The 15791-nt window shown below is 51.7% G+C and carries 15 protein-coding genes; 7 read left to right on the top strand and 8 right to left on the bottom strand.

The genetic code is table 11. From position 1 onward, the window contains the following. A complete protein-coding gene (locus K3169_RS29360; RefSeq protein WP_193838673.1) occupies positions 1–2358 on the top strand; it encodes a heavy metal translocating P-type ATPase in 2358 nt (785 codons plus the stop codon). Between the two features lie 112 nt (positions 2359–2470). After that, the gene (locus tag K3169_RS29365) at positions 2471–2671 is read left to right on the top strand and encodes a heavy-metal-associated domain-containing protein (RefSeq protein WP_010565104.1); all 201 of its coding nucleotides are present in this window, start codon (positions 2471–2473) and stop codon (positions 2669–2671) included. A gap of 30 nt (positions 2672–2701) precedes the next feature. Here K3169_RS29365 and flgB read toward each other — a convergent pair whose 3' ends face one another. Further along, entirely contained in the window at positions 2702–3115 is a 414-nt protein-coding gene (flgB, locus tag K3169_RS29370) for a flagellar basal body rod protein FlgB (RefSeq protein WP_010565103.1), read from the bottom strand. Between the two features lie 399 nt (positions 3116–3514). Between flgB and K3169_RS29375 the strand changes: the two genes are divergently transcribed. From K3169_RS29375 to K3169_RS29395, 5 genes are all read left to right on the top strand, one after another. Next, entirely contained in the window at positions 3515–3721 is a 207-nt protein-coding gene (locus tag K3169_RS29375; RefSeq protein WP_193838674.1) for a co-regulatory protein PtrA N-terminal domain-containing protein, read from the top strand. A 178-nt stretch (positions 3722–3899) separates the two neighbouring features. After that, positions 3900–5852: a copper resistance system multicopper oxidase gene (locus K3169_RS29380; RefSeq protein ID WP_016963499.1), complete on the top strand. Its 1953-nt coding sequence runs from the start codon at positions 3900–3902 to the stop codon at positions 5850–5852. 12 nt (positions 5853–5864) lie between these two features. After that, positions 5865–6113 carry a hypothetical protein gene (locus tag K3169_RS29385; protein ID WP_236326672.1) on the top strand — a complete coding sequence of 83 codons (249 nt, stop codon included), beginning with the start codon at positions 5865–5867 and terminating at the stop codon, positions 6111–6113. Continuing rightward, positions 6085–7149 (top strand): copper resistance protein B, encoded by a 1065-nt coding sequence (locus K3169_RS29390; protein ID WP_193838641.1) that lies wholly within the window; start codon positions 6085–6087, stop codon positions 7147–7149. The genes K3169_RS29385 and K3169_RS29390 overlap by 29 nt, the downstream gene beginning before the upstream one ends. A 129-nt stretch (positions 7150–7278) precedes the next feature. Then, positions 7279–7746, top strand: coding sequence for a DUF411 domain-containing protein (locus K3169_RS29395; RefSeq protein WP_010565099.1), 468 nt, complete (start codon positions 7279–7281; stop codon positions 7744–7746). 333 nt (positions 7747–8079) lie between these two features. On the opposite strand, the gene K3169_RS29400 is transcribed toward K3169_RS29395, so the two are convergent. The 7 genes from K3169_RS29400 to K3169_RS29430 form a co-directional block, all read right to left on the bottom strand. Beyond that, on the bottom strand, positions 8080–8262 hold the full coding sequence (locus K3169_RS29400) for a DUF1289 domain-containing protein (protein WP_010565098.1): 183 nt from the start codon (positions 8260–8262) through the stop codon (positions 8080–8082). 36 nt (positions 8263–8298) lie between these two features. Further along, positions 8299–9270, bottom strand: a complete 972-nt coding sequence (dmeF, locus tag K3169_RS29405; RefSeq protein ID WP_010565097.1) for a CDF family Co(II)/Ni(II) efflux transporter DmeF — start codon at positions 9268–9270, stop codon at positions 8299–8301. An 11-nt stretch (positions 9271–9281) separates the two neighbouring features. Next, positions 9282–9557 (bottom strand): metal/formaldehyde-sensitive transcriptional repressor, encoded by a 276-nt coding sequence (locus tag K3169_RS29410; RefSeq protein ID WP_010565096.1) that lies wholly within the window; start codon positions 9555–9557, stop codon positions 9282–9284. A gap of 484 nt (positions 9558–10041) precedes the next feature. After that, positions 10042–11367: an OprD family porin gene (locus K3169_RS29415; protein ID WP_010565095.1), complete on the bottom strand. Its 1326-nt coding sequence runs from the start codon at positions 11365–11367 to the stop codon at positions 10042–10044. A 217-nt stretch (positions 11368–11584) separates the two neighbouring features. Further along, positions 11585–11917: a DUF2790 domain-containing protein gene (locus K3169_RS29420; protein WP_317633770.1), complete on the bottom strand. Its 333-nt coding sequence runs from the start codon at positions 11915–11917 to the stop codon at positions 11585–11587. Between the two features lie 187 nt (positions 11918–12104). Then, on the bottom strand, positions 12105–13736 hold the full coding sequence (locus tag K3169_RS29425; protein WP_236326729.1) for a TnsD family Tn7-like transposition protein: 1632 nt from the start codon (positions 13734–13736) through the stop codon (positions 12105–12107). 382 nt (positions 13737–14118) lie between these two features. Continuing rightward, positions 14119–15786 carry a TnsD family Tn7-like transposition protein gene (locus K3169_RS29430; RefSeq protein ID WP_081610198.1) on the bottom strand — a complete coding sequence of 556 codons (1668 nt, stop codon included), beginning with the start codon at positions 15784–15786 and terminating at the stop codon, positions 14119–14121. Between the last annotated feature and the right edge of the window lie 5 nt (positions 15787–15791).

Below are 15791 nucleotides of genomic sequence, written 5' to 3' on the forward strand. Positions count from 1 at the left end.
ATGCCCACTACACCGAGCCATCACGATCACGGTCCCGCCCACGCTGCCTCGCCCCCTGACGGTGATCTACGTGACCCGGTGTGCGGTATGACGGTTACGCCTCCAAGTAAATTTGGCGAGTCTTATCAGGGACAGATGTATCAATTTTGCAGCCAGAAATGCCAAGAGAAATTTCGGGCAGACCCAGACCACTACAGTGGTAATCATCCCAGCACTGAACCCAGCATCTCCGCTACAGAGCCTGTGCTACAAGTAGCCACTGAATTTACCTGTCCTATGCACCCGGAAATAAGACAGCCAGGGCCCGGCAATTGCCCTAAATGTGGCATGACATTAGAACCGGTCATGCCCGCGCTAGATGACGATGACAAAACCGAGCTCCGGGATTTCGCTCGCCGCTTTTGGTGGTCGCTGCCTTTAACCGTGATAGTGACCCTTCTAGCCATGGCGGGTCATTCATTACAATTCTTCCACGGCTCGGTTCAAAACTGGATCGAGTTCGCTCTGGCGACGCCGGTCACCTTATGGGCAGGTTGGCCCTTTTTTGTAAGGGCCATAGCATCTGTTAGAAATCGCAGTCCAAACATGTGGACTCTGATTGGGCTGGGGACTGCCGCAGCCTATCTTTACAGCGTCGCGGCAACCCTATTTCCCCAAAGTTTTCCCACCACCTTCATGCAAGATGGACGCATCGGCGTCTACTTCGAAGCCGCTGCGGTCATCATCTCGCTCACCTTGCTTGGGCAGATTCTTGAGCTCAAAGCACGTTCACAAACCTCCGCCGCCATTAAGTCCCTTCTAGGCCTGTCTCCCAAGACTGCACGCAAGATCAACGCCGATGGTCAGGAGGAAGACATTCCTCTTACCCATGTTCACTTGGGAGACCATTTGCGGGTCAGACCTGGTGAAAAGGTGCCAGTTGATGGCTCCGTACTCGAGGGAGAAAGTGCGGTGGATGAATCCATGCTCACTGGTGAACCTGTGCCGGTAATGAAAAGAGCAGGGGATAGTTTGATCGGCGCCACGCTTAATACTCATGGGAGCTTGGTGATGGAGGCGCAAAAGGTCGGCGCCGACACCATGCTGTCGCAGATAGTACAAATGGTCGCTCTAGCCCAACGCTCCAAAGCGCCAATGCAACGAATGGCCGACTCGATTGCCGGCTACTTTGTGATGGGGGTTATCGCGATTGCGTTGCTGACACTCTTAGGCTGGGGGCTATTCGGCCCAGAACCCAGCTGGGTCTTCGGCCTGATCAACGCTGTCGCCGTACTTATCATCGCTTGCCCCTGTGCACTGGGTCTCGCAACGCCCATGTCGATCATGGTTTCGACGGGTAAAGCCGCCAGTATGGGTGTGCTGTTCAGGGATGCCAGTGCCATCGAAAACCTTTGCAAGATCGACACACTGATTGTCGATAAAACTGGGACCCTGACAGAGGGACGGCCGGTATTTCACAGTGTGGAGGCCACACCAGATTTCAACCCACACGATGTTCTTCAACTGGCCGCTAGCCTTGATCAAGGCAGCGAACACCCTTTGGCTCATGCCATCGTCGATCACGCCCGAACTGAAAATGTTGCGCTCACCAAGCCTGAATCGTTTGAGTCCGGGTCAGGGATTGGAGTCAGTGGCCTCGTTGATGGTAAGAAAGTACAGCTGGGCAACACTGCACTGATGGAAGCTGCCGGCGTGAGCACTAAGGTCTTACAAGACCGTGCAGAGTTGTTGCGCCTTGAAGGCATCAGCATCATCTATCTAGCAGTTGACGGGGTCTTGGCAGGATTACTGGCGGTCTCAGACCCGATAAAACCGACCTCTAAAGAAGCAGTCACCAAGCTTAAGGCTGATAACGTAAAAATCATCATGGCCACCGGAGACGGGCTCACCACCGCACGTGCTGTCGCCAGGGAGATGGGTATTGAAGAGGTTCATGGTGAAGTGAAACCTCAGGACAAGGAGCGCCTGGTGGCGGACCTCCAGCAATCCGGTCGAAAGGTTGCCATGGCCGGCGACGGTATCAACGACGCACCGGCCTTGGCGCGAGCAGACGTGGGCATTGCCATGGGTACAGGGACTGACGTCGCGATGAATAGCGCGCAGCTCACGCTGGTAAAAGGCGACCTGATGGGGATTTTACGAGCACGGGCACTTTCGGTTGCAACGGTGAAAAACATGCGGCAAAACTTGGGGTTCGCCTTCCTTTACAACTCAATGGGTATCCCCCTCGCCGCAGGCCTGCTCTACCCACTGACGGGGCACCTTCTGTCGCCAATGATCGCTGCGTTAGCCATGAGCGTCAGTTCTGCATCTGTAGTTTTCAATGCTTTGAGACTGAGGAATACCCGAATAGATTGAGCGTAACCGATGCTCGCAGCCCGTTAATACATAACCCTTGACCTTGCCATTGTGTCAACGTTGATGCTGGTGTTGCGGTGAAAAGAGACCGCTCAGCACAAGAGGAATAACCATGTTCGTCTTAAACGTATCAGGCATTGGTTGCGGTAGCTGCGTCAGCAAAATCACCAAAGCAATTCAGTCACTGGACAGCAAGGCTACGGTTTCCGTGGATCGCGCGGCAGGTAAGGTAACCGTTGAAAGCAGCGAACCCCCAGAGCAGGTCCGTAAAACTGTGGAAGCACTCGGTTTCCCTTCCCAAATCAGCGCCTGAGGCGCTGATTCCCTCGCTGGGTGAGGTTTATTAGTCACCTCGTAGAGCTTTAAGTAGCCCCTTAAATGCTCCATTCAATCGAGTAAAAGCAGTTTCGAAATGAATCGAATTTTCCGTATATTTTGCCACCTCGACCTGTTGATCCACAGTATTTTGATCAATGGAAGGTTGGTTCGGCGTGCTGTAAAGCAAAGCGCCGCTGTGAATATCACTTGCTAATTCGTTTACGGCAATATGTTTTGGGTTTGTTGTTTTCAAAGAGAACGGAGTAGCAAAACCTCCTTTTGTCTGGCTAGCCAGGACAGCGGAAAAGTCCAAATCTCTGGCCTTAAAGTTAGGAGTGTCGACATTAGCGATATTATTGCTAAGCACCTCAGCTCGTTGGCTGCGAAAAAGTAATGCTCTTTCTGCGGAGCCAAGCGCTTTTTCAAAATTAATACTCACCGGTGGCCACCTTTAGTTACGCTAAGTTACGCTGCCATTTAGCATTCCCACCTATATCGAACACTCAAGTGCTTAACGTAGTGCATCCGAGTCGAGATACAATTCAAGTGCGAACGAAAAAACGTCAAACCTCCGCGAAAGTGACCGGAAGATTACACAACCGCACAGGTAAGTTTTAAAGAGTAAATGGCGGTTATGTGACGCTGGATGGCTTAGACCTTACGGACTATTCACTCTGTATCTCAAGAGAAATATCGCAACCTGACACAACTGTAATATTGGCCTAAGCTTCCTGTCAGGGGATGAGTCTTATAGTCCTATTGAGCCTCAAGCTCACCCCTTAGAGTCAACGATTGATGTGGATTCAGGGGGCATCAATACTCATCCGAGGAACCCCAAATGAATCCTATCATAACCTTGTTCGTCATCGCTGCTCTGATCGTTTCTTCTTTGGCTATGGCTGAAGGCGGTGGTGACCGGACTTTCGCACGCATGGAAGTGGCCAGGAATAATTCGATGGAATCGTACCGAGTGGCTCAAACGCAAAATGCCCAACCTCCTGTCGCTGAAAGCAAAGCCAAGGCGATGGACCACAAGAATTGCTAAATAGCTGGGCCCTCCAAGCTGACAGAAATGTAATCACTGCGGTGGTTTAAATGTGGCAATTTCTGAACTCGCTTGCCGTAAGAGTTTGTCTTTTGTGACGGTGGGCAAAGCTGATCCGGGCAACTCATGATCGGTTGTTTCGCACGGCTTCCCTTTTGACTGATTGGAAATAAACGGCATGCATTCCAAAACCTCTAGACGGACATTCGTAAAAGGCTTGGCCGCTGGTGGCATTCTCGGCGGCTTTGGCCTTTGGCGCACTCCTGTATGGGCGGTGACAAGTCCTGGTCTGCCGAGCGTACTCACCGGCAATGAATTTGATCTGTTTATTGGTGAAACCCCGGTAAACATCACCGGCTCGCCGCGAACAGCCATGACTATCAATGGATCATTGCCAGGACCTTTGCTGCGTTGGCGCGAAGGAGAGACGGTCACTCTGCGTGTAAAAAACCGCCTGGACCAAGACACCTCAATCCATTGGCACGGGATCATCCTGCCGGCCAATATGGACGGTGTACCTGGCTTGAGTTTCCATGGCATTGCACCCGACGGCATGTACGAGTACAAGTTCAAGGTTCATCAGAATGGTACGTACTGGTACCACAGCCACTCGGGCTTACAGGAGCAGGCAGGGGTTTACGGACCAATCGTTATCGACTCGAAAGAGCCTGAACCTTTTCAATACAACCGCGACTATGTGGTGATGTTGACTGACTGGACCGATGAAGATCCTAGTCGTGTCATGGCCAAGCTTAAGAAACAGTCGGGCTACTACAACCACCATAAACGCACTGTTGGTGATTTCATCGACGATGTCAGTAAGCAAGGTTGGTCAGCAACAGTAGCTGACAGGAAGATGTGGGCTGAAATGAACATGAGCCCAACCGACCTTGGAGACGTCAGCGCAGATACTTACACCTATCTCATGAATGGCCAGGCGCCCAACGGTAACTGGACCGGTATTTTCAAGCCGGGTGAGAAGCTACGCCTACGCTTTATCAACGGCTCGGCGATGAGCTATTTCGACGTCCGCATTCCTGGTTTGAAAATGACCGTTGTGGCCGCCGACGGCCAACACGTGAACCCAGTGAGCGTTGACGAATTCCGCATCGCCGTAGCTGAAACGTATGACGTGATCGTAGAGCCTGCCAGTGAAGAGGCTTACACCATCTTCGCCCAGTCTATGGATCGGACGGGTTATGCACGCGGAACCCTCGCACTTCGTGAAGGGCTAGTTGCTCAGGTACCTGCTATAGATCCACGTCCAATCGTCACTATGGATGACATGGGGATGGGCGGTATGGCTGGTATGGACCATGGCAGCATGGCCGGTATGGGCGGCGCCGAGAAGAAGTCAGGTGAAATGTCGGGCATGGCTGGCATGGACCACAGCAAGATGACCGGTATGGACCAAAGCGACATGACCGGGATGACCGGCATGGACAGCGGTGACATGACTAACATGGCGGGTATGGATCACAGCAAGATGGCGGGCATGGACAAAGGCGACATGTCCAGCATGGCCGGGATGGACCACAGCAAGATGGCTGGAATGGGTAGTGGTGATATGTCAGGGATGGCTGGCATGGGCGGTATGGGTGGAGAAATGCAGACACACCCTGCCTCCGAAACCAACAACCCCCTGGTTGACATGCAAGCCATGAATCCAACGCCAAAACTAAACGATCCTGGAATAGGCTTGCGGAATAATGGTCGTCGAGTGCTCACTTACTCCGACTTGAAAAGCACTTTCCAAGACCCTGACGGCCGCGAGCCAAATCGTACCATCGAGCTTCATTTGACCGGTCACATGGAGAAGTTTTCGTGGTCGTTTAACGGCATAAAATTCTCTGACGCCGAGCCGCTTCGCCTGAAGTACGGTGAGCGTCTGCGCATCACCTTGGTGAACGACACCATGATGACCCACCCCATCCACCTTCACGGCATGTGGAGTGACCTCGAGGATGAGAACGGCAAGTTCATGGTGCGCAAGCACACGATCGATATGCCGCCAGGTACCAAACGCAGCTATCGAGTTACCGCTGATGCCTTAGGCCGTTGGGCCTATCACTGCCACCTGCTTTTCCATATGGAAATGGGCATGTTCCGTGAAGTACGGGTTGATGAGTAAAGGAGACGATCTGTGAGCACATACCTTAATCGTAATTCCCTGGTGGGTTGCCTCTTTGCCGTTGGCCTGCTGGGTGGACTCCAGCCCATGGTGCTGGCACAAGAAAATGGCAGCGATCATTCAACCAATGTTCCTGCTACAGCAACGGACAAGCCAGCAATGACGGCGAACGATTCGAAGCTAGATCACGGGGCAATGGACAATAGCAAGATGAGCCATGAGTCGATGGATCATGACCAAAAAACCAAAAAGGCAGATTGAGATCATGACCAGTAAATTTTTACGCCCAACGTTGATGGCACTTGCAGTCTCTACCAGTCCTGCATTTTTCTTCATGGCCCAAGCTGCTGAGGAGATGGATCCGTCGATGGCGATGCCATCAAGTGCGAACGCGAAGCCTTCAACTGCGCAGAAATCCAAACCAGCCAAAGCAAAAGATGGCGCAATGGATCTCTCCAAGATGGACCACGGCTCAATGGGAACTATGGACCATAACAAGATGGGGGCCATGGATCACAGCAAGATGAGCATGGACGACGGGCAAATGGACGGTATGGAAAGCATGGCTGGAGGGGCTACGACCACAAGCCGAACCCCTGTCCCCGTACTTACCGACGCTGACCGTGCAGCCGCCTTTCCAGATGTGGCAGGTCATGGTGTACACGACAAAAAAATCAACTCGTTCATCCTTCTGGATAAGTTTGAGTACCAAGACGCTGACAACGGGAGTGCGTTGGCCTGGGATGCCAAAGGGTGGATCGGCGGTGACGTTGATCGCCTGTGGCTGCGTTCGGAAGGTGAACGTACCAATGGCGTGACGGAAAACGCCGAACTCCAAGCACTCTGGGGGCACGCCATCGGTCCATGGTGGGATGTCGTCACGGGCGTTCGGCAAGACTTCAAACCCGGGTCGCCTCAAACATGGGGAGCGCTCGGTATTCAGGGCATGGCCCTCTATAACTTTGAAGCTGAAGCGACTGCCTATATCGGTGAAAACGGTCAAACCGCTGCTCGATTTGAAGGCGATTACGACATCCTGCTGACAAATCGCCTGATCTTACAGCCGACAGTCGAAGTAAACATGTATGGAAAAAATGATCCCCAGCGCGGCATAGGATCTGGATTGGCCAACACCGAAGTAGGGTTCCGGTTGCGTTACGAGATTGTTCGCCAATTTGCCCCTTATGTCGGGGTTACCTGGAATCGCTCCTACGGCAAGACCGCCGACCTGGCCAGCGATGAAGGGGAAAAGACCAACGAGGCTCGATTTGTAGCCGGTATTCGGATGTGGTTCTGAGTGGTTTGAGCAAAAGCCCTACGATTTTTGAATAACAGGGGGGCGGCTCCCCGACTCAAATATAATACCTTCAACCAAACCTTTGCAGCGGCATTCATCTCGCCGCCGCCAAGGGAAAAGGAAATATCCATGACAGGTAGCTTCCGACTCTCAAGTCGATTTCTGCGTATCGCAACGTTCGCCGCACTGTTCATCGGTTCAACCGCTCAAGCAGCACAGGCGTTGGCCATCGATGTTCACCGAGATGCTAACTGCGGATGCTGTAAGAAGTGGATTCAGCATCTTGAGGCCAATGGCTTCACCGTCATAGATCATGTAGAGACCAACATGAGTGCTGTCAAACAAGATCTGGGGGTCGCTCCACGACTCTCGTCTTGCCACACTGCGATGATCAACGGAAAGTTTGTTGAAGGTCACGTGCCTGCCGAGCAAATAATTGCGATGAGCAAACGTGACGACCTTCTCGGAATCGCCGCCCCTGGTATGCCAGCAGGTTCTCCAGGAATGGAAGTCGACGGAGTGCATGAGGCTTACCAGATCATCGGCCGGAACAAAGCTGGCACAGATCAGGTCATTGCTGAATACCCCGAAAACTAACCCCCCCGATCCATCCCGTTACAGCATGGTCACCGTTCATGGCCATGCAGTGGGACTTGCTCTGTCGACATTATTCTCAAACAATTCGCCAAGGACGATCAGCAACAGTTGTACAGGCGCACTTAAACCACATCGGATAACCCCGCACCGCTGTCCTCAATAACAATTTTAGATGAGTTCAAGTAATTGGTGATGACGCCGTGACACGCACTGCGCAGCAGATTGCTGACCGCGATAGTGATCGGTTTGGAAATGGCGTTGCCCCTCAGCTTGCCCTCCCAAACTAGGACATCTGTCTCGGCTGAAAAAGTTGAAAATGTAAATGACGGTGGTTTAAGAGTTCTTTTTTTGCAGGCTTTTCAGGCGCAGGGTCGCCCGTTGTACAGAGGCCATTTTTTCTGGACGCTTCATTCGTTTCCATTTTTTGATGTCTTCCTTGGTGCGACCGCAGCTGACGCACAGTTCGCTGTTCAGCTGGCAAACAGAGATACAGGGATTTTCGATGTCCTTGGCCATTGTTCAATTCCTCGTCGAACTCTACGTGCTACGGGTTCATTGCGAAGCAAGCACGGCGAGCTGATCGGGTGAATCAGCGACCAACTTCGTGCGGTACTCAACTGTCAAATGAGTGATCTCATGAACCGTTGCAAGCCGTTCTCGTATGTTTTCCGCATTCACTGCTGGGCTGCCCAGAACACTCACAATCGCAGCGCGGGCTTGCGGCCCCACCTGCCAGACATGAAGATCAATGATCGAAGCATCTCCCGGTTGCTCAACCAGTTCACGAATCTCTTCAGCGACATGATCATCTGTCTGATCGAGCAATACACCCGCAGTCACCCGCATCAACGACCAAGCCCAGCGCGCAATGACAACTGCACCCACAATCCCCATTGCAGGATCGAGCCATACCCAGCCAAGGTATCGACCAGCAAGCAGTGCTGCGATGGCCAGAACCGAAGTCAGTGCATCTGCAATGACGTGAACGTAAGCAGAGCGCAAATTATTGTCGTGACCATGCGCATGGTGAGATTCATCGTGGCCGTGGTCATGCCCATGGTGATGATCATGACCACCAGACAGCAAAAGCGCGCTCACCACATTCACTGCTAATCCTACAATTGCGATAAAAGTCGCTGTTCCGAATTGCACTTGAGTCGGTTGAAAGAGACGAAATAGCGACTCTCCGGCAATTCCCAAGGAGACCAGTCCCAAAATCAGAGCAGAGGCGAAGCCACCCAGGTCTCCCACCTTGCCAGTTCCAAAACTGTAGCGCGCACTTGAGGCATGTCTTTTTGCGTAACCGTAAGCAGCTGCGGCTATGCCAAGTGCTCCGGCGTGCGTTGCCATGTGAAAACCATCTGCCAGCAATGCCATTGAGCCAGTGAGATAACCGGCAGTGATTTCAGCAACCATCATTACGACGGTCAGAGCCACTACCCACAAGGTTCGCTTTGCGTTTTCTTCATGTGATTTCCCAAGGAACATATGGTCGTGGGAAAAGTCGATGTACGCATTACTCATTTGGGTAAATCCTATTTGGAATAGCGGCGAATGGCTTCGAGAAGCTCATCGACGCCTTTCGCTCTTTCTTCGTTGCTGAGTGTGGGATTCGCGACGTGTTCACGAGCGTGATCTTCGATGATTTCATCCATCAGCCCATTAATAGCGCCACGGGTCGAAGCGACCAAAAGCAAGGTTTTGGAGCAGTCATCATCAGAGTCGAGTGCTCGCTCAATCGCCTGGATCTGCCCAGCGATGCGCTTCACGCGTTTAAGAAGATTGTCTTTGCTTGATCTCAAATGACCCATACCATACCCCCCCTGCCTATATTGAGTGCATCATCACATGCTCCAACGAACCATACAAGCGTGCCGTGGAAGCCTTCCGACCGGCAGCGTTGCTGCAATAAAATCTGCAATCGAAACAATATCGTTTTGCTGGGCAAAACCAATAAAGTCGAGGAGCAGATACGCCCCTCAGTCACGCTTAGATGGCGGGTCTCTGTAGGATTATCTGAATGCCCTAGCCTTGGATCGCGCAGAACCCCGTACAACTCAGGGATAGGCTATGAGGCCTCTCAAGCAAGACGTCATCTTCCGCAAAAGCGACTCAGTACAGTAGTTGGCCCCATAGTGCGAACACTGTAACGACGGCTAAGACAAATAAACTGTAACGACAGTCCACAAAAAAAGGCGCCACTAGGGCGCCTAAGCCGTCTCCAAAACCAAAGGAGAAACAAAGAGACGGGGTGTATCTGGTAATCGGACACCTGATGCCGAGGGCTAGCGCCCGTTAAAGGAGTTGCAGTGGATATTCGACAATCAGTCGGACCTCGTCCAAATCAGATTCGAAATCGGTGGCTCGTGTCGTTGCCTGGCGAACACGCAAAGACATATCCTTCAGAGAACCTGACTGGATGACGTACTTAGCCTCAATGTCTCGCTCCCAACGCTTTTGGTCCTGTAATGGGGCACCATCCGCTCCGCGACGCATGTACACGCTGTTCGCGTTGGAATAGTCCGCGTCCCAACCCTTCGCGTAACGAGTCATGAAGCTAAGACCGGGGATGCCGAAAGCCTGCATATCTAGATCATAGCGTAGCTGCAAAGATTGCTCTTTCGGGGAGTTGAAGTCGCTGTACTGAATAGAGTTATCCAAGAAAATCGAATCTGATTGACGTAGGTAGTCAAAGTCGTCGTTGCCATTGTTACGCTGATACCCGACGGTCACCGTATGAGCTCCGAATTTGACCCCGGTCTTGCCGCTCCAGATGTTGTTATCGAAGCTCCCCAGAAGTTTTTTTCCCTCATCAACGGCTCGGTAATAATTAAAGCCACCGATCAGCGATACGCTGTCTGAGAGTGGATAGCTCAATGTGGTGCCCGCGTAATACTGGTTCCAAACATCCTTGAATTGGCTGGTGTAAAGACTTACACCTACGTGCTCATTGACGGTGTAATCGCCCCCTAGATAAGCAATCCACGGAGCATCAACCGCCCCGGCGTAGAAAGTCGAAAAGCCATCACGCATGCCACTGGAGTTGGGTTGGCTCATCGCATGCAGCCGACCACCCTGAAGGGTCAGGTCTTTGATGCTGGTGTTGGTAAACGTTGCACCACGGAAACTTTCCGGGAGGAGTCGGGAATCCCCATACGCCACGACAGGAGTCGACGGAAAGACATCCCCTACCTTGACGACTGTATCCAGGAAACGGACCTTTGCGGCGCCGCCTACTTTTGAATAGGAGTCTTCAGGTTGGCCTTTACTGTTGTGCGGCAAGACATCGACTGAACTTCGAGCTCCCGAGCGACCATCGCCTGAGTCAAGCTTGAGGCCTTCCATTGCAAACGCATCGATGCCGAACCCGACGGCGCCTTGTGTAAAACCAGACTCAAAACGACCGATAATGCCATGAGCCCACTCTGCTGAGTAGCCATTGCCCGTAGGACTTGACTGGCCTTTTCGATAATCTCGATTGAAATAAAGATTTCGATTGAGAATACTAAAGGTGCTCCCCTCAATGAACCCTTCAGGCTTTTGTTCAACGCCCACTGCAACTTGCCCCATGCTCATGCCAAGGGCAATGAGAGAAAGACTGTAAAAGCTTTTATTGTTCATTTAACACTCCAGGCTTTAGCTTGGCAGAGTTTCTTTGTGAAATATTTTTATCATTATAAAAGCCACCGGCACGTGAGGGTTTCCTCTACGCGCCGGCAGACATAATTTCATACAATAGCTAACTCCAGCGTGACCTGAAAATTACTTCTATGTCAGCGAACAGTAAGCATGCCTAAAAATATATCGAGTAGTCTGGTGCAGACATCGCTTATCTCTACTAGCTTCCGTGCGGGCAGTTTGTGCCCATGACCATGTACTCCAAGGTGTTGATCTTGCCCGCCGAATCTTCATAAGTCATGCGCGAAGGGGCTACGCCGCAGGTTTTATTGGCCTGAGTGGTACTGATTACCTTCTGGACATCAAGGTTCATTCCATATTCATAATGAACAACTTCAGGTATCGCCTTTCCGTTTTCTAAGGCGTACTGCTCCATTGCCTGTTGGTTCTCTTGCATCATCCGACCATACACACGGTCACCGCCTCCTTCAGCCAAGGCTAATGAAGATAAGGTCAAAATCGAAGCGGCGCAAAACGCTTTCATTGCTGTCATTGCTTTCATGATTTTCTCCTAAAGCTCAATTTTCTGAGTTAAAGAGTAACAAGTGAAAGCTTTCAGAAAGCTGCCGCGAAGGTTACTAATGTGAAAGGTGGACCCTACTCCGCGTTTACGCTTTCAAGCCAGATGGCATTTTTGTTATCACCAAAGGTTGGCAGAAGCTAACGGAACACAGATGCCCTCAAAAGCTTATTGAAACCGGTGGTCCCTCCCAATTCCTTGATACGCCGGTAGATCTGAGCAAGGCCTCTGCGTCGACCCCGGTTCTGGCCAGGCTTTCCAGATCCCACTCGAAGAAACTGGAAAAAACCAGGAAAACCTTGCTTGATACCGCTGAGGTCAATCTTACCGTCGAGTAATTCACGGGGAGCTTCATCCTGATGAGTTCAGAGACAGTCCACACCAAAGTTCTTAGACGGAAATGCCATACTGACTCCTGATGAATCTTGATCTGTTGATAAGTAAGGGGGAACCTCTGCTTGCGTAGATCCAGCTCATGAGGTAACGAACCTGGGAGTAGCGATTGCAAATTCCGAATGTTCACTCTCTTCGGATCTTTCGTAACTTTATACAGCTCATCTACGCCCGCTTCGATAAGGGCTGCATAGGCGCCGTCTCTTGAGTCGACGGACTTTTCGACCGTAACTGTAGGTTTTTTAGGTGCATGGAGTTTTGCCATTAACCATGCGTTATCATTTTCTAGAATCCATTGCGTAGGTTTGTACGCCTTCTTCCAGAGGTACTCGACATCGGCGTCGGTACGCAGCGCTAAAAGCAACTCAATTTTTTGGCGATATCTAGTTTTTTGGTTAGGAAGCGATTGTTCGCCTTTGGGAACTCGCGTAGAAACAGAGGCACTCAGCAGGATAGACTCATTCTTCAGAGCCTCTTCAAAGTTATCTGCACTGGAAAACAAATGAAGAGCAATGATCAAATGCCGCGCGAGCGGCATATTTAGCTGACCTTTATCTGATTTGAGCCGGATCCATTGCTCATGCTTTCCGTTGTTGTAGGCTGGATCAATCTGCGCCAAAAGTTCATCGCCGTAAGCGCTTTGGATGCTGTCGAATAGTTTCGCAATGCCCGCATTTTTTCCGAAAATGAATCCGCGCTTCTTGCATTGGCGGACGTAGCACGAACTCAATACCGTGCTGCCTATCGGAGGAATATTGCGTTGCAAGATATCGTGTGCGAACAGAGCGACTTTCTGTTCCATCTTTGAACCCTTGTGTATTGCTGCGCTGTTTAACGGGCTCCAGCCGCATGCGCATGGCTCAGTCAGATTGGGAAGCAGTTTCAATTTACGGTAGAACGGGCGAGAGCACTCGGGGCAGGCATGGATCAATGCGTCGCCATGACGCCAACAGACGGCAACACCGGGTATCTGGTGAGATCGATGCCAGTAGGCAGAACCCCGCTCAATCAAATCTTCCTGAACGCAGGTAGGACAAAGCTTAGCCTTGCCATGGGTGGACTCTTCTCTGCGGGGCACCCGTACCACCCCGTCATAACCCAGCGGTCCTTCGTTGTTCTCCGGCCCCTGCTTAACCCCAAGAAACGGCCGGTAAGCAGGAAAAGTAGTATTGCTACTGATCAGCTCTGCGAGATTGCTCTCCGATTGCCCCGGCAGCCTGTGCGCGAGCCTCTCGATCTGCTTGGGTACGATGCCACCAATGCAAAAGGGTTTCGATGCGAACAAATCGCGGTAGGTTTCTGCCGCGGTTCTATTGCCTGACAGATAGTGATAGCGGGTGACACGAGAGTGCAGCATTTCATCCGGCATCGACACGGGAAAAAATAATAGATCAGACATCATTTACCAATTAAAGGTAGGGGTCGAAGAGAACGTGCATCCGGGGGCAGTATATATGCAACCCGTAAAATTCTGTATCCGGTCTGGATTTGGAAATGACACAGCCGCTCAACTTTGAATCGTAGTAAATTCATCTAAACCCCGCCGCGCCCGTACTGCTTGAAATACAGAACACGTATCGATAACCCGTGTAGGTCAGCCAATGGCGATTGCAAAACTATTTCGGGTGATCGCGGGTTAATACGTTTTAGATGATGATTGTGATCATCCAGCGTATGCCGGCGCTATTCTGGTGGGTGTAAATTTTCATTAACAGAAAAACAATGTGTTCACGGTGAATTGATTTAGAACTTTTTTTAGATGGAGGGAATGCCCGGCTGGATTACAGCGGGGGCCGAATGCTCGCGACCCTGTAGAGCGAAGAACGTGATATAGGCTTGCCCTCCGAGAACAATTGGCGTCTAGCCCATCGCAGACGCCTATCGTGAAAGCCTTCGATTGGTTCACATACTTTTTCGAGCATTGCTGCACAGAGAGGAAGCTTGCAGAGCTGCTTTTCGAAGCGAGAAAGAACATGAAGCTCCCGACCAATCCTGGTACGCGAAATGCGGACAGGCTTACCCGCGAGAGCATAAAGCGTGTCGGCACACTGACGGACTTCGCCGGCCAGTCTCGCATCGAGGGCAGCGAACATTTCGGTGCTATTTAGACGAGGCGTACGATGTGGGCTTGGGTTTGCAGTTGACTCCGAAAGCCACTGTCTATCGTGACGATACAGCCATGCATACCCCCTGCATGCATGTGCTTTGTAACATCGATAATCAGCCTCGAAAGCCGCGCGTCTTGCGCATAGCTCAATGTGAAATCGTGCCTCCCTCCAAGCATCTTGCCCACCGGGTACATTTCGGATGTGACGATAGACATACGCTGATGAAACGCCTAGAACGGCAGCGATCTTTTTGGCATCAGCTCCTTCAAGAGCATGTTTCCACACAGCGGCTGACGAACAGTCCAGGCCTTTACTAGGCATCACCGGAGAAAGGCGCGCGAGAAGCCGAATGTGAGCTTTCGGATCACATGCCACCGCCTGTTTCACTGGGCATTGACCATGCAGCAAGCTCACCATTTCAATGCCCAGAGCACCGGCCAATAAAATGTATTTGAGCGGATGGTGGGAGGTTATAGGCGTACGAAGCAGCTTCGTGACCCATGAGGCGGGTGTACCTGCACGAACATCTCCGAGTATAGAAAATTCCCATTCACGCGGGAGTGCGGCAAAAAAATCGGCCATGTGCTGCGCCAGCATGTGCAGGTGCAAGCGATGGTTATCAGAGGCAAGGTTGAGCTGCGTCGCCCTTTGTAAAAGCGTGTAGCGCACCGCCTCCGCCGACAAAGCATTGACTTCAGACTCTATGACCTGAAGCGAACGCAACGCTATTTCGTGAAGCGGCGGCATACACCGCAACGGGGTGTCGAGAAGTACCGTGTGTGCTTGCACATTCTCATCACTCGGCAGATTAAGTTGTCGAGAGCTGCGGCTGGACCAGCGAGGATCAAGAATCCTGAGTGACGTGCCGTGATGCGGACATACCAGCACGCCTGGAAGCATGTGTACCCTGTGCCAGTAAGCAACTCCCCGTTGAGCCTGATCTTGGGCGATACATTCTGGGCATAACCGCACTCGGGAGGCGAATCCAATACGGCTCGCGTTGACGCCCAGCTTTAACATCAAACCTTTCCCATCAGCGGTCATCAGCGTCCGAGCGTGTTCAACCTGGCTCATCCTCAAAAACGGCGCATAGTAGGGTAATAATGTGTGGCGCATGAGGACCTCGGCTACCGATAGCTCGGTACCGCTGGGTAGTGCATCGACAAAATCCCCTAAATGACTCGGGAATGCCACATTTTGCGAAAATGCTGCCGCCGATTTCAGTCCGGCAAATGCTGCTTGGCAATTACGAACACCACAAAGACGGGCATAGCGAGAAATCACGCTGTGCAGCGTCTCGTCGGGAAACGCGGCAGGGAAGAAATGGAGTTTAAGGTGCACTTCAC

Source organism: Pseudomonas phytophila (assembly GCF_025643095.1).
In the GTDB taxonomy this organism is placed as follows: domain Bacteria; phylum Pseudomonadota; class Gammaproteobacteria; order Pseudomonadales; family Pseudomonadaceae; genus Aquipseudomonas; species Aquipseudomonas quasicaspiana.